Source organism: Streptococcus dysgalactiae subsp. dysgalactiae (assembly GCF_900459225.1).
GTDB lineage: Bacteria > Bacillota > Bacilli > Lactobacillales > Streptococcaceae > Streptococcus > Streptococcus dysgalactiae.
Genome location: NZ_UHFH01000003.1, coordinates 1,968,000 through 1,992,953, shown reverse-complemented (window position 1 = coordinate 1,992,953; position 24,954 = coordinate 1,968,000). Strand labels below are relative to the sequence as shown.

Below are 24,954 nucleotides of genomic sequence, written 5' to 3'. Positions count from 1 at the left end.
ATCTAATGGCTAAAGTACAAGATATTACACGTGAATCATGGATTCTTAGCACATTCCCAGAATGGGGAACGTGGTTAAACGAAGAAATCGAAGAAGAAGTGGTGCCAGACGGCAATTTTGCCATGTGGTGGCTAGGAAACTGCGGTGTCTGGATCAAAACCCCGGGCGGTGCTAATATTGTCATGGACTTGTGGTCTGCGCGTGGTAAATCAACTAAAAAAGTGAAAGACATGGTGCGCGGCCATCAAATGGCTAATATGGCAGGTGTGCGTAAATTGCAACCAAACCTTAGAGCACAGCCAATGGTCATTGACCCATTCATGATTAACGAATTGGACTACTATTTGGTTTCTCACTACCATAGTGACCATATTGATATCAATACTGCGGCAGCCATTATCAACAATCCAAAACTTGACCACGTTAAATTTGTAGGTCCATACGAATGCGGCGAAATTTGGAAAAAATGGGGTGTGCCTGAAGACCGTATCATGATCTTGAAACCAGGTGATAGCTTTGAGTTTAAAGACATGAAAGTGACAGCTGTGGAATCTTTTGACCGCACTTGCTTGGTGACTCTTCCTGTCGAAGGAGCAGACGCACAAGGTGGTGAATTGGCAGGTTTAGCGGTGACGGATGACGAAATGGCACGTAAAGCTGTTAACTACATTTTTGAAACACCTGGTGGAACCATTTATCATGGTGCTGATTCTCACTTCTCCAACTACTTTGCTAAACATGGTCGTGACTACAAGATTGACGTTGCCTTGAACAACTATGGGGAAAACCCAATTGGTATTCAAGATAAGATGACTTCGATTGATTTGCTTCGTATGGCAGAAAATCTCCATGCCAAAGTCATTATTCCAGTTCATTATGACATCTGGTCAAACTTTATGGCATCAACAGATGAAATTCTTGAATTGTGGAAAATGCGCAAAGAACGTCTTCAATACGATTTCCATCCATTTATCTGGGAAGTTGGTGGTAAATACACTTATCCACAAGACCAAGACCGCATCGAATACCATCACCCACGTGGTTTTGATGATTGCTTCTTAGAAGACTCAAATATCCAATTCAAAGCTCTTCTTTAATACCCATCGACTCATCCAAGCTAGAGGTAGCTCACAAAGCCAGTTGGTTTTGTGGACCTGCTCACTTGGGTGAGCTTTTTGATGCTTAAAATGGTGAGTGAGTAGCTATTACTATTCAATCAGTCTCTAGAAAAGGCAAATGCCAAGGTTTGTGTTACAATAAAGGCAGATAGGAGTGGTTAAAAAGAGCCATGAGCTTGAGGAGAATCATTGAGAAGCAGCCACAAGGAAGGGAGTCTAAAGATGAAAGATGCGTTACTGATTGTTAATCCAGCTTCAGGTGGGGAAAAGGCCAAAGTATACGAAACGAAGATGCAGCAAAAATTGTCTGACCATTTCGATAAGGTCACTGTCAAGCATACCAAAGAAGCTGGAGATGCCAAGGCTTTTGCGCGAGAAGCAACAGATGATGGTTACCATAGTGTCTTTGCGATGGGTGGAGACGGCACTGTTAATGAAGCTATCAACGGGATATCGGGGCAGTCTCATCGTCCACGTTTTGGCTTTTTGCCTTTGGGGACAGTCAATGACTTAGCCCGTGCCTTGGATATTCCTTTGGATCCTGATCAAGCAATTGACAGTCTTGATTTGGACCATCCTAAAGCTATTGACGTTGGCCAGGTTAATGATGCTTATTTTATGAACATTATTGCTATTGGCAATATTCCTGAGTCCATTAACAATGTGGACGATAAGGCAAAAACAGCTTTAGGACCTCTTGCCTACTTTTTATCAGGCCTCAAACAAGTTGTGACCAATACCAGTTACACTTTTCAACTGACTCGCGATGGGAAAGAAGAGCAGTTAAAAAGTTCCCTCATTCTGGTTGGATTGACCAATTCCATTGGAGGATTTGATCAACTGACAGCAAATGCGAAAGTAGATGACGGTTACCTTCATCTGGTTTATATCAAGGACAAAACTTTTTTTGACACATTAGCAGCCTTACCAAGCCTATTTTCAGCTGAGACCAAAGGCAGTGACCAATTGGGTTATGAACGGGTCAAGGAAGTTAATATTGCACTGGAAGATGCTAGTCTTAAAAGTAATGTCGATGGGGATGAAGGCGATGACTTGCCTCTAAGCATTAAAGTACTTCCAAGCCATATAGAGGTTTACACTAGTCGTAAATCAGAGACAACAGATACGGAATAACATTTTACGGATTATCCTAAAAAACCTTAGTTTTCACACGACTGTTTGTTGCCATTTTAGAGTGAGTGACCACCTTTTTTAAGGTGGCTTTTTGTTTCAAAGTGACCCTAAAAGTGCCAATTTAAGGGGAAAATAGCGCAGAATTCACTATCCAGTCAAAAAAATATCATCTTAAAAAAATGCAGTGATAACAAGCTTAGAAACGGTTACAGGATTGATCAATAGTTCTAAAATCAGGACCTTGTCCTTGACATAAAGTGACCACACATGATAACATAGTTATGTTCTGTTTCGGCAGATTCTTTTTTTAAGCAAAAAAGTGACCATATAACTACAAAAAGAGTAGGGCTACTTTTAATATTTTGGTGACTGTTAGGTTGTAGCATGCCAAAATCATACCTAGACATAATTTATCATTTAGGAGAGGAATAAATGGATACTATTTTAGAAGTCAAACATTTGAGTAAAATTTTTGGCAAACGGCAAAAGGCTGCGCTTGAAATGGTCAAGGCTGGCAAAAGTAAAAATGAGATTTTCAAGAAAACAGGTGCAACTGTAGGTGTCTATGATGCTAGCTTTGAGGTTAAAGAAGGTGAAATCTTCGTTATTATGGGGCTATCAGGAAGCGGGAAATCCACTCTTGTTCGTATGTTGAACCGTTTGATTGAACCATCAACCGGATCGATCTTACTTGGGGGTAAAGACATTTCAACCATGTCTGCAGAGCAACTGCGTGAAGTTCGCCGTCATGACATTAACATGGTTTTCCAAAGCTTTGCCCTATTTCCGCATAAAACCATTTTGGAAAATACTGAATTTGGTTTGGAATTGCGTGGCGTTCCAAAAGAAAAGCGACAGGAATTAGCTGAAAGAGCCCTTGATAATTCTGGTCTTCTGGATTTCAAGGACCAGTACCCTGACCAACTTTCTGGTGGGATGCAACAACGTGTTGGTTTAGCGCGTGCCTTGGCAAATAGTCCTAAAATCCTATTAATGGATGAGGCCTTTTCAGCCCTTGACCCCTTAATCCGTCGTGAAATGCAAGATGAATTGCTTGATCTGCAAGACAGTATGAAACAAACCATCATCTTTATTAGTCACGACTTGAATGAAGCTTTGCGGATTGGTGACCGAATCGCCTTGATGAAAGATGGTCAAATCATGCAAATTGGAACGGGAGAAGAAATCTTGACTAACCCAGCCAACGATTTTGTTCGTGAATTCGTTGAAGACGTGGACCGTTCTAAAGTCTTGACAGCACAAAATATTATGATTAAACCGCTAACGACAACCATTGAATTGGACGGGCCTCAAGTTGCCTTGAACCGTATGCATAATGAAGAGGTGTCTATGTTGATGGCGACGAATCGCCGCCGCCAATTAGTGGGTAGCTTAACAGCTGATGCAGCTATTGAAGCCCGCAAAAAAGGGTTACCGTTATCAGAAGTCATCGACCGTGACGTTAGAACGGTTTCAAAAGACACCGTTATCACAGATATTATGCCACTGATTTATGACTCTTCTGCACCGATTGCAGTGACAGATGACAATAACCGTCTGTTAGGGGTTGTAATCCGAGGACGTGTGATTGAAGCTTTAGCTAACATCCCAGATGAAGACCTTAACTAGAATGGAGTGATTGCATTTTGGAAACGATATTACAAACGAAATTACCAGTGGCTCAACTGGTTGAACAATTAACGGAATGGATAACCAAAACCTTCTCAGGACTTTTTGATGTCCTACAAGCTGTGGGAAGCTTCTTGATGGACTGGATGACCAAGACTCTCTTGTTTATTCATCCCCTTTTCTTTATCGTCTTGGTAACAGCGGCTATGTTTTTCCTTGCTAAGAAAAAATGGCCCCTACCAACCTTTACTTTCCTAGGCTTGCTCTTTATCTATAACCAAGGTCTCTGGGAACAATTAATTAATACCTTTACCTTGGTCTTGGTTGCCAGTTTGATTTCAGTTCTGATTGGTATTCCACTAGGGATTTGGATGGCTAAAAATGCCACGGTCCGCCAAGTGGTTAATCCTATCTTGGACTTTATGCAAACCATGCCAGCCTTTGTTTACTTGATTCCAGCCGTTGCCTTCTTTGGTATTGGTATGGTTCCGGGTGTGTTTGCCTCAGTCATCTTTGCCTTACCACCAACGGTTCGTTTTACAAACTTGGCCATTCGTGACATTCCAACAGAATTGATTGAAGCCTCAGATGCCTTTGGGTCAACGGGGAAACAAAAGCTCTTCAAGGTAGAATTGCCTTTGGCTAAAAATACCATCATGGCGGGTGTCAACCAGACCATGATGCTAGCCCTCTCCATGGTTGTCACAGGATCCATGATCGGTGCGCCTGGTTTAGGACGTGAAGTCTTATCAGCTCTTCAGCACGCTGATATTGGTAGTGGATTTGTCAGTGGTCTTGCCTTGGTTATCTTGGCTATTGTTCTTGACCGTATGACACAGCTTTTCAACAGTAAACCGCAAGAAAAAGCTAAAGCTGGCAAAACCAATAAATGGATTGCTCTATCAGCGCTTGCTGTCTTTTTGATAGCTGCTTTAGGACGTGGTATTATGGCCATGACTTCTGGTATGGCAGAAAAAGGTGAAAATGTTAACATTGCCTACGTGCAATGGGATTCTGAAGTTGCCTCAACTAACGTGATTGCAGAAGTTTTGAAAAAAGAAGGTTACCATGTAACCTTGACACCGCTTGACAATGCCGTTATGTGGCAAACCATTGCAAATGGGAATGCCGACTTTTCAACCAGTGCTTGGTTGCCTGTTACCCATGGCCAACAATATCAGAAATACAAGTCAAAATTAGATGATTTAGGACCTAATTTAAAAGGGACCAAACTTGGTTTAGCTGTTCCAAAATACATGACAGATGTTAACAGTATTGGGGATTTAACTAGTCAAGCCAATCAAAAAATCACAGGAATTGAGCCAGGTGCAGGAATCATGACAGCTGCAAAAAATGCCCTTAAGGACTATGATAATCTATCAAGCTGGGAATTAGTTGCGGCATCAACAGGAGCCATGACGACTTCCTTAGACCAAGCCATCAAGAAAAAAGATCCTATTGTCGTGACAGCTTGGTCACCACACTGGATGTTTGCTAAATATGACTTGAAGTATCTTAAAGATCCTAAAGAAACTTTTGGCTCTGCTGAGAACATCAATACCATTGCCCGTAAAGGCTTGAAAAAAGACCTTCCAAATGTCTACAAAATCATTGATAAGTTCCACTGGACCAAAAAAGATATGGAAGCAGTCATGCTTGACATCAACAAGGGCATGACTCCAGAAGCTGCCGCTAAAAAATGGGTAGAGGCAAACAAATCTAAGGTATCAAGTTGGACCAAATAAGCTAACTTTAGGAAATGCTTATCATAACACATCATCATAGAAGTCTAGGAGAGCTCCTAGGCTTTTTTCAGTTTGGGGCTCACTTATGGGTAAAAGTAAAGGCTTGAAAGAGCAAAGCCTGCACCACTGTGTTATAATAAGGCTATGGAAAACAAGAATAAATTACTGTTAATTGATGGGTCATCAGTTGCCTTTCGTGCCTTTTTTGCCCTCTACAATCAAATCGACCGTTTTAGAAATCATAGCGGTCTTCATACCAATGCCATTTATGGCTTTCATTTGATGTTAGACCACATGATGAAGCGAGTCCAGCCCACACATGTGCTGGTGGCTTTTGATGCGGGCAAAACCACCTTCCGGACAGAAATGTATGCAGACTACAAGGCTGGTCGCGCTAAGACGCCAGAGGAGTTTCGTGAGCAATTTCCTTATATTCGTGAGATGTTGACAGCCCTTGGTATTGCTTATTATGAGTTGGAACATTACGAAGCCGATGATATTATTGGGACGCTGGATAAAATGGCGGAGCGCACAGAAGTGCCTTTCGATGTGACCATTGTCAGCGGAGACAAGGATTTGATTCAATTGGCTGACGAAAATACCGTGGTTGAAATCTCTAAAAAAGGTGTTGCCGAATTTGAAGAATTCACGCCGGCTTACCTCATGGAAAAAATGGGCTTGACGCCAAACCAGTTTATTGACCTCAAAGCCTTGATGGGGGATAAATCGGATAACATTCCAGGAGTTACCAAAATCGGTGAAAAAACTGGTCTCAAGCTCCTTCACGAATTTGGTAGTTTAGAAGGTATCTACGAGCACGTTGAAGGTTTCAAAGCTTCCAAAATGAAAGAAAACTTGCTCAATGACCGTGACCAAGCTTTTCTGTCTAAAACCTTAGCAACCATTAATACAACATCTCCTATCACAATTGGCTTAGATGATATTATCTACAATGGTCCTGATGTTGCTAGTCTGTCTAAGTTTTACGACGAAATGGATTTTGTCCAACTGAAAAAAGATTTGGCGAGTCAGATGCCTCAAGAAGCTATCGCAGCTGTTTCTTACCAAGAAGTTACTTCTCTCTCTGCTGATCTTTTTAGCGATGAGGACATCTTCTACTTTGAAGTGCTTCGGGACAATTATCATCGTGAGGACATCATTGGCTTTGCATGGGGACATGGAGAGCAGATTTATGCGTCAACTGACCTCAGCTTGTTATCAACTGACCTTTTCAAAAAGGTCTTTGAAAAACCTATTGCCACCTATGACTTTAAGCGTAGTAAGGTCCTGTTGAGTCACTTAGGACTTGATTTAGTGGCACCTAGCTATGATGCCAGATTGGCTAATTACCTTCTCTCAAATGTGGAAGACAATGAGCTCACTACTATTGCAAGGCTTTTCACCGACATTTCCCTAGAAGCAGATGACAGCATTTATGGCAAGGGTGTCAAAAGAGCTGTTCCTGAAAAAGAGCTTCTGCTTGGGCATTTAGCCCGTAAAGTCAAGGTTCTTTTGGATAGTAGAGCGCCTATGGTGGAGAAACTAGCTGACCATGATCAAATTGCTCTTTACCATGAAATTGAGCTACCGTTAGCGAACATTCTTGCTAAAATGGAGATTGAAGGGATCAAGGTTAATAGAGCTACTCTGCAAGACATGGCGGAGCAAAATAAGGCCATTATTGAAGCCCTCACCCAAGAGATTTACGATATGGCTGGTCAAGAATTTAACATTAATTCACCTAAACAGCTGGGCAGTATCTTATTTGAGAAGATGCAGTTACCTCTTGAGATGACTAAGAAAACCAAGACAGGTTATTCTACAGCAGTGGATGTTTTGGAACGTCTAGCGCCGATTGCTCCAATTGTGGCTAAAATTTTGGACTATCGCCAAATTACCAAATTACAGTCTACTTATGTGATTGGTTTGCAGGATTATATTCTGGCTGATGGCAAGATTCATACCCGCTACGTGCAGGACCTCACCCAGACAGGTCGTTTGTCTAGTGTTGACCCTAACCTTCAAAACATTCCTGTCCGTTTGGAACAGGGGCGTTTGATTCGCAAGGCCTTTACCCCATCTCAAGAAGATGCCGTCTTGTTGAGTTCAGATTATTCACAGATTGAACTGCGTTTACTGGCACATATTTCAGGGGATGAGCATTTGATTGCTGCCTTTAACGAAGGGGCAGACATCCATACCTCAACGGCTATGCGTGTCTTTGGCATTGAGAAAGCAGAAGATGTTACTGCCAATGACCGCCGCAATGCCAAGGCTGTTAACTTTGGAATTGTGTATGGGATTTCTGATTTTGGTTTGTCAAATAACCTTGGCATCACTCGGAAACAGGCCAAGTCTTACATTGATACTTACTTTGAACGTTATCCTGGCATCAAAGCCTATATGGAAAATGTGGTTCGTGAGGCTAAAGACAAGGGCTATGTGGAGACCCTCTTTAAGCGTCGTCGTGAATTACCGGACATCAATTCTCGCAATTTCAACGTACGTTCCTTTGCAGAGCGTACTGCCATCAATTCGCCGATTCAAGGAAGCGCAGCTGATATTCTAAAAATTGCTATGATTGACCTGGACAACGCCTTGCAAGCAGGTGGTTTCAAAGCTAAAATGCTCCTTCAAGTGCACGATGAAATTGTTTTGGAAGTGCCAAACACTGAGTTGGCTGCTGTTAAAAAGTTAGTCAAAGAGACCATGGAAGTCGCTGTTGACTTGGCAGTTCCTCTACGCGCAGATGAAAATGCAGGCCAGAGCTGGTACGAAGCCAAGTAGCTCTCTTCATGAAGTTTCTCATTTTTATAAGATATGTTATAATAACATGAAAATAGAAACTGTAAGGGGAACTAATGAACGGTTTTGAGCTCTTGTTACGAATGATTTTAAAATTGGCTGGTGTCATGTTTTTGATTGCCTTAGCCTTTATCTTGGTCTTTGTGGCTTGTTACTATGTTCTCTTTTAAAGAGGTGAGGAGTAGAAAATGACCTACCGATTTCAAAATCCTTCAGATGATATCTTAAGAACTTATCTAGAATCTGCTAAGACCATTGCTATTGTCGGCCTTTCTGACCGACAAGATACGGCTGCTTATCAGGTTGCCAAGTTTATGCAAGCTATGGACTATCAGATTGTTCCTGTTAATTCCAAGTTGGCAGGACAGACGATTTTAGGAGAGTTAGTCTATGCAACAATCAAAGCTATTCCTTTTGAGGTTGACATTGTAGATGTCTTTCGCAGAAGTGAGTTTTTACCAGAAGTTGCCAGAGACTTTTTGGAGAGTCAAGCCAAAGTATTTTGGGCACAGTTAGGCCTTGAAAATCAAGAAGCGGAAATGATTTTACGATCTGCGGGCAAGCAGGCGATTGTCATGAATCGCTGCCTCAAGGTTGACTACTTAGACTTAATCATCAAACAAGGATAGATCTTTAGTCGTTGAAATCCTTATCTTGTGATATAATAAAGAAAAAATGATAGGAGTTAGCAGCTTATGGACATTCATTCACATCAGCAAGCCCTAGATGCCTATGAAAATGTCCTAGAGCATCTACGGCAAAAACATATTCGGATTACGGAAACGCGTAAAGCCATTATTTCTTACATGATTCAGTCAACAGAGCACCCTAGTGCCGATAAGATTTACCGTGACTTACAGCCTAAATTCCCTAACATGAGTCTAGCGACGGTTTATAATAACTTGAAAGTCTTAGTGGATGAAGGATTTGTAGCAGAATTAAAGATTAGCAATGATTTAACCACTTATTATGACTTTATGGGACATCAACATGTCAATGTGGTATGCGAAGTTTGTGGCAAAATCGCTGACTTTATGGACGTAGATGTCATGGACATTGCCAAAGAGGCTCACCAGCAGACGGGGTATAAGGTGACACGTATCCCTGTTATCGCTTATGGTGTTTGTCCAGAGTGTCAGGCCAAAGGCAAATCCGACTTCTAATGTTAACATCACGGGAGAAGTGGTCCTGAACCTCTCTACTAATGAAAATATCGTAAAATCCTCCAGTGTTCAACAGAGTGCTGGAAGATTTTTATCAGTATCAGAAAAGGAAGTGAAGCATTAGTCGTGTGAGTCGTCACACATGACAGGTTTAGTTTGATGATTTGACAGTTTAGGAATTCGGAGATGTTCCCCTTCAAAAGGTTCGTCACTTTCATCAAAGCGTTGTTTTAGTTGGTTATAAAAAATAACATTGACCGTTGTGAAGTAAGGCAAGAGGTAAATGTTTAGCAAACCCAGTGTCAAGATGTTGAGCAGGAACCAACCGATAAAGCTGAGTTGTAATAAGAAGAGTTTCCATTTATACCCCTTAATCATTGCAACGCTAATTTCGATAGTATCAACCGTACCCAAGTAGGTTCCTTCTTTCACCTTGTCGTAAAGGATATATTCTGCCAAACTATAGGCGTAGTAGCGGTTGAGGTAGATTCCAAATCCGACTACAGCTAAGATGGCCCCAAACACTAAAAAGATCAGGGAAATAGCCACACCTGTACCTGATTTGGCATTCATCAAAAAGGCTGATAAACCTAGGATGAAGATGAAAAGTCCAAGGAACCAAATCAAGGACCAAACGAGGAAGAATAACCATTTCATGATAAATAGCACCACCAACTTACCAAAGTATTCTCCTGAAAAAGCCGTTGTTGATTCGTTGAAAGTCACTTCTCGACGGTAATGCCTAACAACATCAATCATGGTAAAGGCGGCTGATAACGTAAAAAGGGTAATGATGAGGGCAATAAGTAAAGGGAAGTAGTTGGCCACTAAGGATATTTTGATGCCTGTAGCCATGACATAGCCTTGATGGACCTCAATACCAAAGTGAAAAATAGTGAGAATGGTTGGTATTAAAAATAGTACATATTTACCAGAAAGATTTGCTAGGGTCGTCTTTGCCTGGCGTTTTATTTCTTTAATTGACATAATAAACTCCTTTGCCATATTATACCATAAATAGAGAAGCTAGAAAGTTGATAATGAGGGTAATTCTGCTGTCTAGGAAGGCATGACAAGTTTGCAATTTTTTGATAAAATGATAGGCGCTGGAACAACATGTCATCTTGAAGCCCTTCATTATGATGGAAACTCAGGCAGATCAAAAAAGCTCAAGACTGTTTATCTTGATAGCAAGGAAGAAAGCACATGACAGATTATCCGATTAAGTATCGCCTTATCAAAAAAGAAAAGCATACGGGTGCACGCTTGGGAGAAATTATCACCCCTCACGGGACTTTCCCAACCCCTATGTTTATGCCGGTAGGAACTCAGGCTACTGTTAAAACACAGTCTCCAGAAGAGTTAAAAGCTATTGGGTCAGGGATTATTTTATCAAACACTTATCACCTCTGGTTGCGTCCAGGAGATGATTTGATTGCTCGCGCAGGTGGTCTGCACAAGTTTATGAATTGGGATCAACCAATCTTAACCGATTCGGGCGGTTTTCAAGTTTACTCTTTAGCTGATTCACGAAACATCACTGAAGAAGGGGTTACCTTTAAAAATCACTTGAATGGCTCAAAAATGTTTCTATCACCCGAAAAAGCCATCTCTATCCAAAACAATCTTGGTTCTGACATCATGATGAGTTTTGACGAGTGCCCACAATTTTACCAACCTTATGATTACGTGAAAAAATCCATTGAACGTACTAGTCGTTGGGCAGAACGTGGCTTAAAAGCCCATCGTCGTCCTCATGACCAGGGGTTGTTTGGAATTGTTCAAGGAGCTGGATTTGAGGACCTTCGTCGTCAGTCAGCGGCAGATTTGGTAGCTATGGATTTTCCAGGTTATTCTATTGGAGGCTTGGCCGTTGGAGAAACGCATGAAGAAATGAATGCTGTGCTTGATTTCACAACCCCACTCTTACCAGAAAACAAACCACGTTACTTGATGGGGGTAGGGGCACCAGATAGCTTGATTGATGGTGTGATCCGCGGTGTGGATATGTTTGACTGTGTGCTCCCAACAAGGATTGCCCGTAATGGAACTTGTATGACTAGTGAGGGACGCCTCGTGGTGAAAAATGCAAAATTCGCAGAAGACTTTACCCCACTAGACCATGATTGTGATTGCTACACGTGTCAAAACTATAGCCGTGCCTACATTCGTCACTTACTAAAAGCGGACGAAACTTTTGGTATTCGTTTGACAAGCTACCACAACCTTTATTTCTTGGTTAACTTGATGAAAAAAGTCCGTCAGGCTATTATGGACGATAACTTACTTGAATTCCGCCAAGATTTCCTAGAACGGTATGGTTATAACAAATCTAACCGTAATTTCTAGTTAGATATGATGAAATCCTGAAACGGATGGCGACTTATCGTCTCTGGCTTCAGGATTTTTTGTGTAGACAAGTAGGTACTGTGCGATGCTCAGAGCTAAAATTTGTTTTTTCCTTGTTCTTTTTCAGAAAATAGTTACCCTTTTTGAAAAATGGAGTTGACAAAGGGTAAGCTTTTGATTAAACTCTTACAAGAGGATGAGATATGACGGACTGTTTTGGAATTGACCTTGACCAAGAGTATCGATGCCTGCACTATCACACAACTCTTGATATTGTTAGCCTCAAATGTACTTTTTGTCAGACTTATTATGCTTCTTACCATTGCCATGACCAGTTAACAGAGCATGCCTTTGTGCCAACAGGGTCTGCTGAAATGTTTCCTGTGATTTGTGGCCACTGTCGAAAGCTCTTGAGTCAAGCTGAGTATGCGTGTGGTCATTGTCCCTATTGTCAAAGTCCCTTTAATCCGGCCTGTCATCGACACAAGGATATCTATTTTTTAAAGGAGTCGTAACTGATGTTTACAACCAAGGAACTTGTTAAGGTGGCTATGATGACCACTTTGATCATTATTTTAGGTTTTATTCCTGCTATCCCGCTAGGCTTTATCCCAGTCCCTATTGTTTTACAAAACTTAGGCATCATGTTGGCTGGATTGATGTTGGGTGGTAAAAAAGGAACCCTATCTGTTTTCTTATTCTTAGTGATTGGGCTTTTCTTACCAGTTTTTTCAGGATCACGAACAACTATTCCAGTCTTGATGGGACCATCAGCTGGGTATGTTATTGCCTACCTTTTTGTCCCAATTGCCTTTTCATTACTTTACCGTAACTGGTTCTCAAAGAACACACCACTTGCTTTCTTAGCCTTATTCATTTCAGGAGTCTTGCTAGTGGATGTGATGGGAGCGATTTGGTTGGCAGCTTACACAGGGATGCCGTTGATGACTTCTCTTTTATCAAACTTGGTCTTTATTCCAGGGGATACCATCAAAGCAATTATTGCAACGATTATTGCTGTTAAATACAAAGACAGTTTCTTGAATACAAAACAGTAATCTAATCATCAAATAGTTAAGTTGTGTTGAACAGGTCTTGGCGGATTTATCTGCTAGGACCTGTTTTTGGTGGGTCTCAGTCCTTTTTAACACTAATTTTTGTTATAATAGTAGGAAAGCAAGAAAGAAGGGTTTGAGATGAAATTAACCACTTTAGGCTCTTGGGGAGCTTATCCCTATCAAGAGGCAGGAACAACGTCTTATTTGCTGACAGGACATGACGGCTTTCAATTACTGATGGATGCTGGTAGTCGAGCGCTCAATGAGCTGGAGAAAGAAATCAGTCCTCTCGATTTGGATGCAGTGATTATTAGCCACTACCATCCTGATCACGTAGCCGACTTAGGAGTATTGCGACATTATTTTCAACTTTACCCTAAACACTTGTGGGAACCAAAGGTACTACCTATTTATGGGCATGATGAGGACCGACACGAATTTGCTAAGTTAAGCATTCCTGATGTTTCCGAAGGAAAAGCTTATGATGTCACTGGAGTTGAACGGATTGGTCCTTTTGACATTACCTTTCTTAAAACGGTTCATCCAGTTGTATGCTATGCCTTTCGAATTGTAGAGAGAGCGACTGGTCAGGTACTTGTCTTTACTGGAGATAGTGGTTATTTTGAAGGATTGGCAGACTTTGCAAAAGAAGCAGACCTTTTCTTAGCAGATGTTTACTTATACGAAGGCAATGAAAATCATATGGCACATTTGACCAGTAAGGAAGCAGGACTAATGGCTAGCCAGGCAGGTGTTAAGAAGCTTGTCTTGACCCACATGCCACCGGTTCCTCCAGAAGGTATTGATCCTGACAATCACTTGGAAGTGTTAAGGCAAGAAACACAAGTGTACGCAGGAAGTATTCCTGTTGAATTGGCATTCCCTCACAAGTCGTGGGATTTGGGGAGTTTTTCCTAATGTTGTATAGTTTAGACGAACAAACTTATTTCATGCAAGAGGCTTTAAAAGAAGCCGAAAAATCCTTGCAGAAAGCTGAAATCCCTATTGGCTGTGTCATTGTCAAGGATGGTGAGATTATTGGTCGTGGGCACAATGCGCGTGAAGAGAGTAACCAAGCCATTATGCATGCCGAAATGATGGCTATTAACGAGGCGAACGCTCATGAAGGAAACTGGCGATTATTGGACACCACGATGTTTGTGACCATCGAGCCGTGTGTGATGTGTAGTGGTGCTATTGGGCTAGCAAGAATTCCCCATGTCATCTATGGGGCCAGCAATCAAAAATTTGGTGGGACAGACAGCCTTTACCAGATTTTGACAGATGAGCGCTTGAACCACCGCGTGCAAGTGGAGCGTGGACTGCTAGCAGAAGACTGTGCTAACATCATGCAAACCTTCTTTAGACAAGGACGTGAACGTCAAAAAGAAGCTAAGCGTCTAGCTAAAGAGCAAGAAGCACTGCTTGCTAATGACGAAACCTAATCAAGAAAAAGAGACTTAGAAGGATAACTAAGTCTCTTTTTGGGCGGATAGATGTGTTTAAGATAGAAAGGGGCAGTAACTGTCCTGTGGTTCTTAGTCATCTAAGTACGATTGGTAAAGGTAATACTCAAGGTTTCTGCTAAGAGTCCATAAGAGAAGCCACTATAATTGTCCCAGTAGTGACTAAACAAGTTGTGGTATCTGGCTTGGTTATCGACGACATCTGCAACCATCTGGTCATAGTCAGCCTGATTGGCAAATTGGAGACTAACCTGTTCTTGTCCTTGTAACAATTGGCCTTCTAGGCTGTTGAGGATGACATTAGTGTCAAAAGTAGTCAGATAACTTTGGTTACGCTTAGCGTAAATGAGGCTATCATCTGTACATACCGGAATCTTCCACACGTTTTTAGAGGTCTCTTTAGCATTGAAGACGATGTCTTTGCTAGCTTGGTGAGATAACGACATGAGTTGATCTGGTAAGCAAAGGAAGCTGTAATTGATGTCAGTTTGTTGCTGTTGAGACAAGTGGTTATCAAAGACTGGATCGCCCCAAGTCGTATCTACTCCGTAGTATTGACCATTAAGCTGGACAGCATTCCAAGCATGAGGAAAGGCTTCCTGCGTTTGGCGAGATGTTCCTGTTCCTCTAATGTAGGCAACGGGAATATTAGCTTTCTGGCAGAGAAATTGAAAAGCTTGGGCGTAACCATTACACACGGATAAATGATCAATAAAGACACTTTTGATATCCTGGTTAGAAGAAATCTGAGTTTGATCACCCGATTGATAAGCTTCAAAAGCGGCTTTGTTGTAATCGGTGTCTTGGATAATCACCTCGTAGAAATACTTCACTTTCTCATAATCATTTTCTGCTGGCATTTTAGCTATAATACTGTCACCGATGGTTTGTAAGGTTTGGTAGGTTTTTTCAACGTCTTTTGGCAGCGGAAAGGTGACAAAGGCATTTTGGTCCGAAAGTTCAAAACGGTAATCCGCCGAAGTAATCCAGTAAAACTCAGGATTATCCATCATAAAAGCATCTACAGTTTTGATGAGGCTTTCTTTAGAAGTAGGTGCTAAACTGATAACTTCACGAAACTGTGAGAGACTGTCATGCAAAGTGAGGTAATTTTCTTGTTCGGGTTTAGACAGTTGTTGAAAATAGTAATGCTGTCCCACTTTTGCGATGGCTTTTTGTCGTTTTTGACCTGTTAAAGTAAGGTTATTTTCTTGGTTAGAAGGTTGACTAATGAGACTACAAGCAGATAAGCCAAGCATCACAAAAGTCATTATTGTTAAGCATTTAATCCTTTTTTTCATAACCAACCCCGTTCTAATCTAATCCCTTTCATTATACCATAGAGAAAGAGCAATTGATTGAAAGTGAAACGTTTTCAAAATAAAATTGTTGTTTTCTGAAAAATGTCCTTTATGAACTTCCTCACTAAAATGAATGAAACAACGAGAAGCCATTAGCAGGAATCAAGAAAAAGTGTGCTAAAGCCTTCAAGAAGCCTTTGCAAATGCATCATAATATGCTATAATAAAAGTGGAGCAACACTTGTGCGTGAAGTGGGTCAGGGGAGGAATCCAGCAGCCCTAAGCGATTGTCAGGTGTGTGCTCTTTTTTTGTTGTTATTAACTAAATAAGGAATCCTATTTAGTCATGCAAGCGATAATTGATAAAAAAATCGTAGCATTGTAGCAGCTTTTTTCTCCTAATATTCATAGCAAGTCCATCTAGGGCTTGCTTTTTTAGTGTTCAAACGATGATAATTTTTATATAATGAGAAGAGGTAACGTGAAGGAGATAGCATGAGAAAGTATTTACAAGTTAGGTTATACGAATTGTCGTATTATGTTGAGATTTTGATTTCCATTATATTATTAGTATCATTGTTGATTTTGACTGGGCATTTAGCCTTGATGTTGACTGGGATTTTCTCAATTAAGAGTGGTTTGGACACCTACCTGCAGAATTTTCTCAACCAGGCGATGAGTATTGCGATTGGGGTCGAGTTGATTAAGATGTTGAGTAAACATACTTCAGGCACCATTATTGAAGTTCTCTTATTTGCCATTGCTCGTCAGATTGTTGTTGCTCATGGCTCGCCTGTAGATTCACTGCTAAGTGTGGTGGCGCTAACCATTTTGTTTGCCACTCGGAAATACCTCTTTACTAGTTTTGATGACACGTCTAATGTGGTTGTCCGAGGTAGCCAAAAGGTTAAGTTAGCAAATGTGCTGGCGCGTGTGACTTTACCAGCTGCTAGTAAAGATGAATTGATGCGTGATTTGATGCTTCGGCACTTAGAAATGGAAGATAAACTCCCATCAATTGGGGCATCGATTGCCTTTGAGGATGTCGCTTTGCGCATTGATCATATGCACGAAGGGGTTATTACCCGTATTGAAATTATCAAATCCCTCAAATAACAAATTAAGCGGCCTTAGGATCGTTTTTTTGATAGACAAGATTAACCAGCCAAAGATAATATTGTGTTATGATTTAATGAAGTAAATGAAAATACCTGGAAAAGAGGTTCGGCGGACGAAGACCTATCGTCATTTTTACGCGCTTATTGGCATACTATGCTTATTTGTGACTGTCTTAGGCTTTATGCTATGGCGTTCTAAACAAGTCACTCCCCCAGCTCAACCGGAAGCTATTCCTGCTAGTCGTTGGGTTAACCAACCACTTCCTGACGTCCAGATTATGACACAAGAGGGGAAAGACGTGTCTCTAAGTGAGTTTAAATGCAAGCCCATGGTTCTGATGGATTGGGCCAGTTGATGTCAGCATTGCCAAAAAGCGATGCCTATCATGAGTAAACTATACCAAACTTACCATGACGACATCACTTTTCTTTTTTTGAATGCGACCGGATCCGCACAAGGTAAAGAAACTAGAGACAGGGCAGCTAACTACCGTCAACAACTGCCTTATGAGATTCCTATTTATTATGATCAGCAGATGGCGGCTGCTAATCAGTTACAAGTAACTGCTGTTCCCACCTATTTTTTCATTGATAAGAAAGGGGTGGTTAAACACGTCACAACTGCAGATATGACGGAAAACGAACTGGAGAGCCAAATTTTAAACCTCTTACCTCAACAGAATAAAGACTCATAACTAGAGTAAGCACTCCTGCTATTTCAGAAAAAATTTCAGAAACTATGAAAACAAAAGGTTATCATCACCTCCATTGTCCTTAGAGGAGCCACGCATAGCTTGTTTTCATAAGGATGAAAGCTTGAAAACCTTTTCAAAAATGATGCTTTTTTCGAGGTCGAAATCCGATAAAAACCATTGAAATATTAGATAGAAAAGGTTATCATACTAGTGGAACCTAAAATTTAAGGGAGTGAAACTCATGTCACATATTACATTTGATTATTCAAAAGTCCTCGAGTCATTTGCGGGACAACATGAAATTGATTTTTTACAAGGCCAAGTCACAGAGGCCGACAAGTTATTGCGTGAAGGAACTGGACCAGGTTCAGATTTCTTGGGCTGGCTTGATCTTCCAGAAAACTATGATAAAAATGAATTTGCACGTATCTTGACTGCTGCTGAAAAAATTAAGTCAGACAGCGAAGTTCTTGTGGTTATCGGTATTGGTGGGTCATACCTTGGTGCCAAAGCTGCTATCGATTTCTTAAACCATCACTTTGCTAACTTACAAACTGCCAAAGAGCGCAAAGCGCCACAAATTCTTTACGCAGGAAACTCTATTTCATCAACTTACTTAGCTGACCTTGTAGAGTACGTTCAAGACAAAGAGTTCTCAGTAAACGTGATTTCTAAGTCAGGAACAACGACTGAGCCAGCGATTGCTTTCCGTGTCTTCAAAGAACTTTTGGTTAAAAAATATGGCCAAGAAGAAGCTAACAAGCGTATTTACGCTACAACAGACAAAGTGAAAGGTGCTGTTAAGGTAGAAGCTGACGCTAACAACTGGGAAACATTTGTGGTGCCAGACAACGTTGGTGGTCGTTTCTCAGTCTTGACTGCTGTTGGTTTGTTGCCAATTGCTGCATCAGGTGCAGACATCACAGTTCTCATGGAAGGTGCAAATGCAGCGCGTAAAGACCTTTCTTCAGACAAAATCTCTGAAAACATTGCTTACCAATACGCTGCTGTTCGTAATGTGCTTTACCGCAAAGGCTACATCACTGAAATCTTGGCTAACTACGAGCCATCTCTTCAATACTTTGGAGAATGGTGGAAACAATTAGCTGGTGAATCAGAAGGAAAAGACCAAAAAGGCATCTACCCAACTTCAGCTAACTTCTCAACAGACTTACACTCACTTGGTCAATTTATCCAAGAAGGTTACCGTAACCTCTTTGAAACAGTTATTCGTGTTGATAAACCTCGTAAAAACGTTATCATTCCTGAATTAGCAGAAGACCTAGATGGACTTGGTTACCTTCAAGGTAAAGACGTTGATTTCGTTAACAAGAAAGCTACGGATGGTGTGCTTCTTGCCCACACAGATGGCGGCGTGCCAAACATGTTTGTTACTCTTCCAGCTCAAGACGAATTTACCCTTGGCTACACTGTTTACTTCTTTGAGCTTGCTATCGCTGTTTCAGGTTACATGAATGCTGTTAACCCATTTGATCAACCAGGTGTTGAAGCTTACAAACGTAACATGTTTGCGCTTCTTGGAAAACCAGGTTTTGAAGAATTATCAGCAGAGCTTAACGCTCGACTCTAATAAACAGATTAATCAAAAAGACTTCCTCAGGGAAGTCTTTTTAAGTGCTCCGGTTTTAGGAGCCTGGATTGTAATAGAGTGAAGTTTCTTACAAACTGTCTTACTCGAGGCCTTGACGTCTGATAGTATGCCTCAGATGGGGCTAATATCGTTGACAAATAAAAATGTTTGATGTAAAGACATATGAGGGTTGGAATCAGTCTGTGTGATTAAGATAGAAAATCAGTAAAGCCCTTATCGAATAAAATACTTTTTTGATGCATGAGTAGGAAGTAAGGGACAAAATAAGTGATAAGAAAGTGATAAAAGAGCTCGAAAGGATTTTTTTAAATCGTCAAAAAGCCCTTAAAGCATTAAAGTCTTTAGAGGAAGGGATTAACAATTAATGTGAAGAAGATAAGAGCTCTTCCAAATGTTTTTGATAATGTTGTTGGTGCAAGGCTAAGATAGTTTTAGTCAAGTCCTCACATTGTTGCTGAATACCATCTAAACTTAAACCAATCAAGCAGGTCTCTTTTGGAAAGACCTTAAGTTCTTTTAGAAAAGGCAGCAAGTTTTGACTGGTAACAACCAAATCAACCGGTTTATCATAATGATAAATGTTTTCAGATAAGATATTGAGCCGTGACAAATCAATCTTGTAAGCAGGAACGGTCGAACTAATAAATCGAGTGATAACATCACCAATCGTTTCCTGACTCTCCACAATAATAATGCTAACGGGGGCTACAGAACTTTCCAAAATTTGCTCGAACAGTAAACACATGAAGTGAAGATATCCTGTACTGAGATTTCCTTGTCTGCCCGTATCGGCTAGCCACTTCTTGATAAGTGTTTTGATTTTTTCAAGCAAGAGGGTATTTCCTTGATACTGGTCAGAATAGTAACCATCAAAGGTAATGAGCATCTGTAAATTATAGAGGGTCCTTCTGAAGAAAGGGAGTAAGCTAGACATGTGCTGGGTAATGTCATAATGGTCCCCTACCAGTTCTTGTAAGCGACTCGCCAATAGTCGATAGTCGGAATCTTCAGCAATCACGTTAAAAAGCTGCTCTCGGTGGTCTGATGTCCAGTAATCCGTGAGGAAAAAATTATCCGCTGTCAAGTAAATCAAAAAGAGGTAGTCAAAATCATCAGCTGATAATTGATGCTGGGTTCGAGGTTCAATTTCAGATACAGCATAATGCTTGATTTCATCGAAAATGGACAAGGTTTTGAGCTGATTAAATAACGGTAAGTCAGGTAAGCGAACAGGATGCTTGTGCCTTCTCCAGGACAACATCAGTAAGATGTCAAAAAAGAGGAATTTCTTATCCAAAAAGGCAGAAGGTTTCAGGTTTCTTTGTGTTGCAAAGATAAAAGAATGGATGATTTCAATATCTTCATGACGGATATCGTATAGCACAATGCCATACTCTTTATGCAAGAGGGCGATTAAATAGCGAATGCGCAATTCATCCCCAACAACCGTATTGTCCACAATGTCCAGGCCAATGGTTTGGAGGTAGTCTTTTAGTTTATGAATAAGGCGGTAAGCCTTTGATTGGGAAATAAAATGCTGGCGTGTATAAGTTGCAACAGCTTTATTTTGCTGGTTGTCAGTGAGTAGAAAGATCAGCATCTTTAAGGTGTCTGACAAGGCAAAGATATCATAGAAAAAGCCCTCTTCCTTGTTATCAATGACTGTGCAATAAATCATCGATTTGACGAGTTCAATGCGTAGAGAACCTTTAAAGAGGGCGTTAAACTGACGGAAATATTGTTTTACTTTTTGAGGCGTTAAAGCGGTTTGTGTGCAGACAGACTCCAAGGTCAGCTCTTTGTCGGTCAATAAAATAGCTAATAAGATCTTTTGGTCAATAATATCTGGCTCCAAGTAATGATCTAACAATGTAATTTCTCTCTCCTTAAATTAAATTGTACAATTCCTTATATTGTAACGGAACTTTTTAAAAAGTCAACTAACAGGACTTCATATGGTTGATTTGACAAGTATAAGACAAAAGTGTCAGGTCTTATAAGCAAACAGTTAGCGGTTATTTATATGAATAAAAAATTATAAAAAAATTAGCGATATGTTCGAATAGATATCACTAAGAATATAATAGTTCGATGATAATGATATCTAAATTAGATAAAAAGATTATCGATTTTAGGAAGGGAAAGTGAGTGATATGGCTTCGGAAAATCTGAATGGTGTGTTATCCTAAGTAAAATAATTTAAAAAGCAAAGTTGAGTATTTCTCAAATGATTTGAGGAAGCTCGCTTTTGGAGGAGAGAGAATTGAAGAACATTGTGAAAAAGTTACTGGCAACAACAGCAGCTGTTGTTGTCATGTCTGGAAGTCTCGGTGTGGGGACGTTGAGGGTATTAGCGGAACAGTATTATGGGTGGAATGATGGAACGAGAGAACAATCACCGTTCTTTTTATATGTGTCACCTACAAGCGATCCAAAGCGTGAGTTAAAAGATGAGTACGTTGTTTATTGTTTTAATCGGGATAGAGAATGGCCAGAGAATTGGAACTCTGGAAAAACATTTGAAGAAACACAACTTGATTACCAATTTAAACTGCCCTTATACAGAAAATCTACAGGTAACTTGGAAATTTTTAAGCAAAATGCTAGTAACCCAAGATTAGTCAGTAACATAGAAAAATCACTGGTAGCTGTTTTACAGAAAGGATACCCAACCGTAAAAAAAATTCAAGGTCTTAGTGAGCTATCTAGTCGTAAAGTTACTCAATTAGCCATTTGGTTTTTTAGTGATAATCAGGATAACCCTGATGCCTATTTACAAACTTCTGAAAAATTAACTCCAGAAGAAAGAAAAGCTTTTGATTCATTAGTGGAAGAGGGGAAAAAAGCAGGTGAATCTCAAGATTCTATGGGTGCTTATACATTAGATATTTATATAACTACCGATAAAAATTACGCTCATAAACCCTACCAAAACCTTCTTGGTTCAACTTTAATCCCGAAAACACCAGAGGAACCTAAAGTTCCAGAACCAAAAGAGCCAGAACAACCGCAACCTAGCACGCCAGATATTAATGTTGAAATTATAAAACCAGAGATTCCTACGGAACCTTTAGTTGAACCGATGTTGCCATTGCAACCTGCTATTCCTATTATCCCTAAACCAGAAATTCCTAAAGAGGAAGATCTTGGTACTGTTATCGGTGGTGGTAATGTTGTTGAAACGACAGAAGATACGGCTACTGGTAGTCAAGGTGGTGCTCATAATGGAGTTGTTTCCATTCAAGAAAATAAAGACCCTATTGTGGAAGAGACTTATGATTCACCACTACCTGGTCAATCAGGCCAATCAGGTTCAACCACTGAGATTGAAGACACTAAAGGTTCAGATGTAATTGTTGGTGGTCAAGGTCAGATTGTTGAAACGGAAGAGAGCCTTTCAGGCGAGCAAGGCCAATCAGGTTCTACAACCGAGGTTGAGGATACTAAAGGCCCAGAAGTCATTATCGGCGGTCAAGGAGAGGTTGTTGATATTGAGGAGAGCTTACCAACTGAACATGGCCAATCTGGCTCTACAACCGAGGTTGAGGATACTAAAGGCCCAGAAGTCATTATCGGCGGTCAAGGAGAGGTTGTTGATATCGAGGAAACTTTACCAACTGAACATGGCCAATCTGGCTCTACAACCGAGGTTGAGGATACTAAAGGCCCAGAAGTCATTATCGGCGGTCAGGGAGAGATTGTTGATATCGAGGAGAACTTACCAACTGAACATGGCCAATCTGGCTCTACAACTGAAGTAGAAGATAGCAAGCCTAAACTCTCTATCCACTTTGATAACGAGTGGCCTAAGGAAGACAAACCACAACTACCTGCCGTTGAAAAACCTAAGGCTAAGGAGAGCTTGCCAGCCGCAGGGGAAGCTGAACATGTCTTATCTACTATCGTGGGAGCAATGATCCTCTTCTTAGTATCACTTTGGGGTCTTCTCAAAAGAAAAGCGTCAAAAGCTTAACAACTTTTGCAATGATTAATGATTAGTAAGAGAAGAATCACTTGTTGCTATAACAGGAGATTCTAACAAAGAGGCTGGAAGCATGAGGGTGCTCTCAGCTTTTTTTTGTTTCAGAAATCCTGTGTTACTTGCTTCTAAGGAGTAGTCATAGGGTAGGAGGCATATGTCGGATAGCTAAAAAGCCTAACCAGTCGGCGAACTGATTAGGCTTAATAAGGGAGGTCACCTAAGAGGATAGGTGACCAGGAGATTTATGAAAAGGGAAAACAAGGAGAAACTTATTCTCCCAACCGGTTTAGGTAAACCGCTTTTTAGGATGACTTTATTTTACGATAAGAACCTTAAACTTTCCTTAAATCTTTTTCTAGATGCCCTTTATGTTAAATCGTTTTGACATGACATCACAAAGAGATACTAGTAGATAGATAACAAGCTGTTCTGAAAAGCTTAAGGTGGTAGGTGGCATTTAGGATTGTTATTGATAGGAAAGTTATCTTGAATCTTTTTCTTGCTTTGTGTTATGATAGGGGCATGATGAAAAAAGAAATTCGGCAAGAAGTGTTGAACGCTTTACGAACGATGGCACCAGAGCTTAAGCGACAAAAAGACAAAGCGTTGCTGGCCGATGTGGTCAATAGTCCCACTTATCAGGAGGCTCAGGTGATAGCAACCTATCTCTCACTCCCAACAGAGTATCAAACAGATGATTTCATCCAGCGGGCGCTTTCAGATGGAAAGATCGTGGTGGTACCAAAGGTGCTGGCAAAAGGAAACATGATTTTTGTAGCTTATCAGGCGGGCGATTTAGCCGTATCCTCCTTTGGTATTTTAGAACCTCAGAGTCAAGAAGAAATTCCAAAGTATGCCATTGATTGCCTGCATGTTCCCGGTGTGGCTTTTAACGAGCAAGGGTTTCGTATCGGTTATGGTGGTGGCTACTATGACTGTTATTTGCAAGATTACGATGGCCCGACTTTTAGCACTATTTACGATTGCCAAATGAAGGCATTTGTCCCAGAATCCCATGATATCGCCGTTCAGGAGGTTTACCGCAGATGACACATTTTTTAAAAGAGAAGCCCATGACTATTTTCTTCTTACTGTTAACAGCTTTGGTATTTATGGCCATGCAGTTGGTTTATGGTTCTCTAGCGACTAGTTCTCAAGCGATTTATCAATTTGGTGGGATGTATGGACTGGCCGTCAAGGCTTTTCCAAATCAGATGTGGCGTCTGGTCACTCCGATTTTTGTGCATATTGGCTGGGGGCATTTTTTTGTGAATGCCTTAACCCTCTATTTTGTTGGTCAAATGGCTGAGGAGATTTGGGGGTCGCACCGCTTTCTCTTGCTCTATGTTTTTTCAGGAATTATGGGAAATGCCTTTACCATGTGGCTCACACCAGAGACAGTAGCTGCTGGGGGGTCAACTTCCTTATTTGGACTGTTTGCAGCTATTATGGTTTTAGGTGCATTTGGGAATAATCAAGCTTTAAGAGAACTTGGTAAGGCTTATCAGACTTTAATTATCGTTAATTTAGTGTTGAATCTGGTCATGCCAAATGTGAGTATGGCAGGCCATGTTGGTGGGATTGTGGGTGGAGCCTTGCTTGGCTTAGGCTTTTCCAATAAATTTCAAAAGCTGAGACTAAAGCCATTACAGAAAGATTTGGCTTTACTTACCTATGTTTTGGTTTTAGCTGCAGTCCTCCTACTAAGCTTTCTTTATTAGAGTGTTGAGGTAAGTTCATCGTCACGAGATTTTTCACATGGATATGATGACGATTAGC

At 40.8% G+C, this 24,954-nt stretch carries 21 protein-coding genes, 1 other RNA gene and 1 pseudogene; 20 read left to right on the top strand and 3 right to left on the bottom strand.

Features of this window, described 5'->3' with window-relative positions:
• Positions 1–5 precede the first annotated feature (5 nt).
• From ulaG to perR, 7 genes are all read left to right on the top strand, one after another.
• Entirely contained in the window at positions 6–1,097 is a 1,092-nt protein-coding gene (gene ulaG / locus DYD17_RS10160; RefSeq protein WP_003052974.1) for an L-ascorbate 6-phosphate lactonase, read from the top strand.
• Positions 1,098–1,340: 243 nt separating this feature from the next.
• The gene (locus DYD17_RS10155) at positions 1,341–2,252 is read left to right on the top strand and encodes a diacylglycerol/lipid kinase family protein (protein ID WP_115253158.1); all 912 of its coding nucleotides are present in this window, start codon (positions 1,341–1,343) and stop codon (positions 2,250–2,252) included.
• Between the two features lie 432 nt (positions 2,253–2,684).
• The gene (locus DYD17_RS10150; RefSeq protein ID WP_003052970.1) at positions 2,685–3,881 is read left to right on the top strand and encodes a quaternary amine ABC transporter ATP-binding protein; all 1,197 of its coding nucleotides are present in this window, start codon (positions 2,685–2,687) and stop codon (positions 3,879–3,881) included.
• 17 nt (positions 3,882–3,898) lie between these two features.
• Complete coding sequence (locus tag DYD17_RS10145; RefSeq protein WP_003052969.1) at positions 3,899–5,626, top strand: ABC transporter permease/substrate binding protein; 1,728 nt, start codon at positions 3,899–3,901, stop codon at positions 5,624–5,626.
• A gap of 144 nt (positions 5,627–5,770) precedes the next feature.
• Positions 5,771–8,413, top strand: coding sequence for a DNA polymerase I (gene polA / locus DYD17_RS10140; RefSeq protein ID WP_115253157.1), 2,643 nt, complete (start codon positions 5,771–5,773; stop codon positions 8,411–8,413).
• 206 nt (positions 8,414–8,619) lie between these two features.
• Positions 8,620–9,060, top strand: coding sequence for a CoA-binding protein (locus DYD17_RS10135; RefSeq protein WP_003052963.1), 441 nt, complete (start codon positions 8,620–8,622; stop codon positions 9,058–9,060).
• Positions 9,061–9,126: 66 nt separating this feature from the next.
• Complete coding sequence (gene perR, locus DYD17_RS10130) at positions 9,127–9,594, top strand: peroxide-responsive transcriptional repressor PerR (RefSeq protein WP_003052961.1); 468 nt, start codon at positions 9,127–9,129, stop codon at positions 9,592–9,594.
• A 120-nt stretch (positions 9,595–9,714) separates the two neighbouring features.
• Here the strand turns inward: perR and DYD17_RS10125 are convergent, their stop codons facing one another.
• The gene (locus DYD17_RS10125; RefSeq protein ID WP_115253156.1) at positions 9,715–10,581 is read right to left on the bottom strand and encodes a DUF975 family protein; all 867 of its coding nucleotides are present in this window, start codon (positions 10,579–10,581) and stop codon (positions 9,715–9,717) included.
• A gap of 219 nt (positions 10,582–10,800) precedes the next feature.
• Here DYD17_RS10125 and tgt point away from each other — a divergent pair, with 219 nt between their 5' ends.
• The 5 genes from tgt to tadA all read left to right on the top strand — a co-directional run bounded on the left by tgt (position 10,801) and on the right by tadA (position 14,446).
• Positions 10,801–11,943 (top strand): tRNA guanosine(34) transglycosylase Tgt, encoded by a 1,143-nt coding sequence (gene tgt / locus DYD17_RS10120; protein WP_003052954.1) that lies wholly within the window; start codon positions 10,801–10,803, stop codon positions 11,941–11,943.
• Positions 11,944–12,146: 203 nt separating this feature from the next.
• On the top strand, positions 12,147–12,458 hold the full coding sequence (locus DYD17_RS10115) for a CHY zinc finger protein (RefSeq protein WP_003052952.1): 312 nt from the start codon (positions 12,147–12,149) through the stop codon (positions 12,456–12,458).
• A 3-nt stretch (positions 12,459–12,461) separates the two neighbouring features.
• Entirely contained in the window at positions 12,462–13,001 is a 540-nt protein-coding gene (locus DYD17_RS10110) for a biotin transporter BioY (RefSeq protein WP_003052950.1), read from the top strand.
• Positions 13,002–13,139: 138 nt separating this feature from the next.
• Positions 13,140–13,919, top strand: a complete 780-nt coding sequence (locus DYD17_RS10105) for an MBL fold metallo-hydrolase (protein WP_003052949.1) — start codon at positions 13,140–13,142, stop codon at positions 13,917–13,919.
• Positions 13,919–14,446, top strand: a complete 528-nt coding sequence (tadA, locus tag DYD17_RS10100) for a tRNA adenosine(34) deaminase TadA (RefSeq protein ID WP_012767586.1) — start codon at positions 13,919–13,921, stop codon at positions 14,444–14,446. The genes DYD17_RS10105 and tadA overlap by 1 nt, the downstream gene beginning before the upstream one ends.
• A gap of 101 nt (positions 14,447–14,547) precedes the next feature.
• Here the strand turns inward: tadA and DYD17_RS10095 are convergent, their stop codons facing one another.
• The gene (locus tag DYD17_RS10095; RefSeq protein ID WP_115253155.1) at positions 14,548–15,768 is read right to left on the bottom strand and encodes a transglutaminase domain-containing protein; all 1,221 of its coding nucleotides are present in this window, start codon (positions 15,766–15,768) and stop codon (positions 14,548–14,550) included.
• A gap of 221 nt (positions 15,769–15,989) precedes the next feature.
• Between DYD17_RS10095 and ffs the strand changes: the two genes are divergently transcribed.
• From ffs to DYD17_RS10075, 5 genes and pseudogenes are all read left to right on the top strand, one after another.
• Positions 15,990–16,086, top strand: an RNA gene (gene ffs, locus DYD17_RS10090) — signal recognition particle sRNA small type.
• A 177-nt stretch (positions 16,087–16,263) separates the two neighbouring features.
• Positions 16,264–16,884 (top strand): hypothetical protein, encoded by a 621-nt coding sequence (locus DYD17_RS10085; protein WP_115253154.1) that lies wholly within the window; start codon positions 16,264–16,266, stop codon positions 16,882–16,884.
• Positions 16,885–16,969: 85 nt separating this feature from the next.
• Positions 16,970–17,242, top strand: coding sequence for a peroxiredoxin family protein (locus DYD17_RS11300; RefSeq protein WP_236593268.1), 273 nt, complete (start codon positions 16,970–16,972; stop codon positions 17,240–17,242).
• Between the two features lie 12 nt (positions 17,243–17,254).
• Positions 17,255–17,581, top strand: a pseudogene (locus tag DYD17_RS11295) (TlpA family protein disulfide reductase); the annotation flags it as partial.
• A gap of 241 nt (positions 17,582–17,822) precedes the next feature.
• A complete protein-coding gene (locus tag DYD17_RS10075; protein ID WP_115253153.1) occupies positions 17,823–19,172 on the top strand; it encodes a glucose-6-phosphate isomerase in 1,350 nt (449 codons plus the stop codon).
• Positions 19,173–19,554: 382 nt separating this feature from the next.
• Here DYD17_RS10075 and DYD17_RS10070 read toward each other — a convergent pair whose 3' ends face one another.
• Positions 19,555–21,063, bottom strand: a complete 1,509-nt coding sequence (locus tag DYD17_RS10070; RefSeq protein ID WP_115253152.1) for a helix-turn-helix domain-containing protein — start codon at positions 21,061–21,063, stop codon at positions 19,555–19,557.
• Between the two features lie 393 nt (positions 21,064–21,456).
• Here DYD17_RS10070 and DYD17_RS10065 point away from each other — a divergent pair, with 393 nt between their 5' ends.
• The 3 genes from DYD17_RS10065 to DYD17_RS10055 all read left to right on the top strand — a co-directional run bounded on the left by DYD17_RS10065 (position 21,457) and on the right by DYD17_RS10055 (position 24,896).
• Entirely contained in the window at positions 21,457–23,166 is a 1,710-nt protein-coding gene (locus DYD17_RS10065; RefSeq protein ID WP_115253151.1) for a thioester-forming surface-anchored protein, read from the top strand.
• Between the two features lie 531 nt (positions 23,167–23,697).
• The gene (locus tag DYD17_RS10060) at positions 23,698–24,225 is read left to right on the top strand and encodes a 5-formyltetrahydrofolate cyclo-ligase (protein WP_037585149.1); all 528 of its coding nucleotides are present in this window, start codon (positions 23,698–23,700) and stop codon (positions 24,223–24,225) included.
• Entirely contained in the window at positions 24,222–24,896 is a 675-nt protein-coding gene (locus DYD17_RS10055; protein ID WP_003052927.1) for a rhomboid family intramembrane serine protease, read from the top strand. Before DYD17_RS10060 ends, DYD17_RS10055 begins: the two co-directional genes overlap by 4 nt.
• Positions 24,897–24,954 lie beyond the last annotated feature (58 nt).

Excerpts from the sequence above, each read along its gene's own strand:
- DYD17_RS10135 (WP_003052963.1), top strand. The coding sequence starts at position 8,620 with ATGACCTACCGATTTCAAAATCCTTCAGATGATATCTTAAGAACTTAT.
- DYD17_RS10060 (WP_037585149.1), top strand. The coding sequence starts at position 23,698 with ATGATGAAAAAAGAAATTCGGCAAGAAGTGTTGAACGCTTTACGAACG.
- DYD17_RS11300 (WP_236593268.1), top strand. The coding sequence starts at position 16,970 with ATGAAAATACCTGGAAAAGAGGTTCGGCGGACGAAGACCTATCGTCAT.
- tgt (WP_003052954.1), top strand. The coding sequence starts at position 10,801 with ATGACAGATTATCCGATTAAGTATCGCCTTATCAAAAAAGAAAAGCAT.
- tadA (WP_012767586.1), top strand. The coding sequence starts at position 13,919 with ATGTTGTATAGTTTAGACGAACAAACTTATTTCATGCAAGAGGCTTTA.
- ulaG (WP_003052974.1), top strand. The coding sequence starts at position 6 with ATGGCTAAAGTACAAGATATTACACGTGAATCATGGATTCTTAGCACA.
- DYD17_RS10115 (WP_003052952.1), top strand. The coding sequence starts at position 12,147 with ATGACGGACTGTTTTGGAATTGACCTTGACCAAGAGTATCGATGCCTG.
- DYD17_RS10155 (WP_115253158.1), top strand. The coding sequence starts at position 1,341 with ATGAAAGATGCGTTACTGATTGTTAATCCAGCTTCAGGTGGGGAAAAG.
- DYD17_RS10105 (WP_003052949.1), top strand. The coding sequence starts at position 13,140 with ATGAAATTAACCACTTTAGGCTCTTGGGGAGCTTATCCCTATCAAGAG.
- DYD17_RS10150 (WP_003052970.1), top strand. The coding sequence starts at position 2,685 with ATGGATACTATTTTAGAAGTCAAACATTTGAGTAAAATTTTTGGCAAA.
- DYD17_RS10095 (WP_115253155.1), bottom strand. The coding sequence starts at position 15,768 with ATGAAAAAAAGGATTAAATGCTTAACAATAATGACTTTTGTGATGCTT.
- DYD17_RS10125 (WP_115253156.1), bottom strand. The coding sequence starts at position 10,581 with ATGTCAATTAAAGAAATAAAACGCCAGGCAAAGACGACCCTAGCAAAT.
- DYD17_RS10110 (WP_003052950.1), top strand. The coding sequence starts at position 12,462 with ATGTTTACAACCAAGGAACTTGTTAAGGTGGCTATGATGACCACTTTG.
- DYD17_RS10085 (WP_115253154.1), top strand. The coding sequence starts at position 16,264 with ATGAGAAAGTATTTACAAGTTAGGTTATACGAATTGTCGTATTATGTT.
- DYD17_RS10075 (WP_115253153.1), top strand. The coding sequence starts at position 17,823 with ATGTCACATATTACATTTGATTATTCAAAAGTCCTCGAGTCATTTGCG.
- perR (WP_003052961.1), top strand. The coding sequence starts at position 9,127 with ATGGACATTCATTCACATCAGCAAGCCCTAGATGCCTATGAAAATGTC.
- polA (WP_115253157.1), top strand. The coding sequence starts at position 5,771 with ATGGAAAACAAGAATAAATTACTGTTAATTGATGGGTCATCAGTTGCC.
- DYD17_RS10055 (WP_003052927.1), top strand. The coding sequence starts at position 24,222 with ATGACACATTTTTTAAAAGAGAAGCCCATGACTATTTTCTTCTTACTG.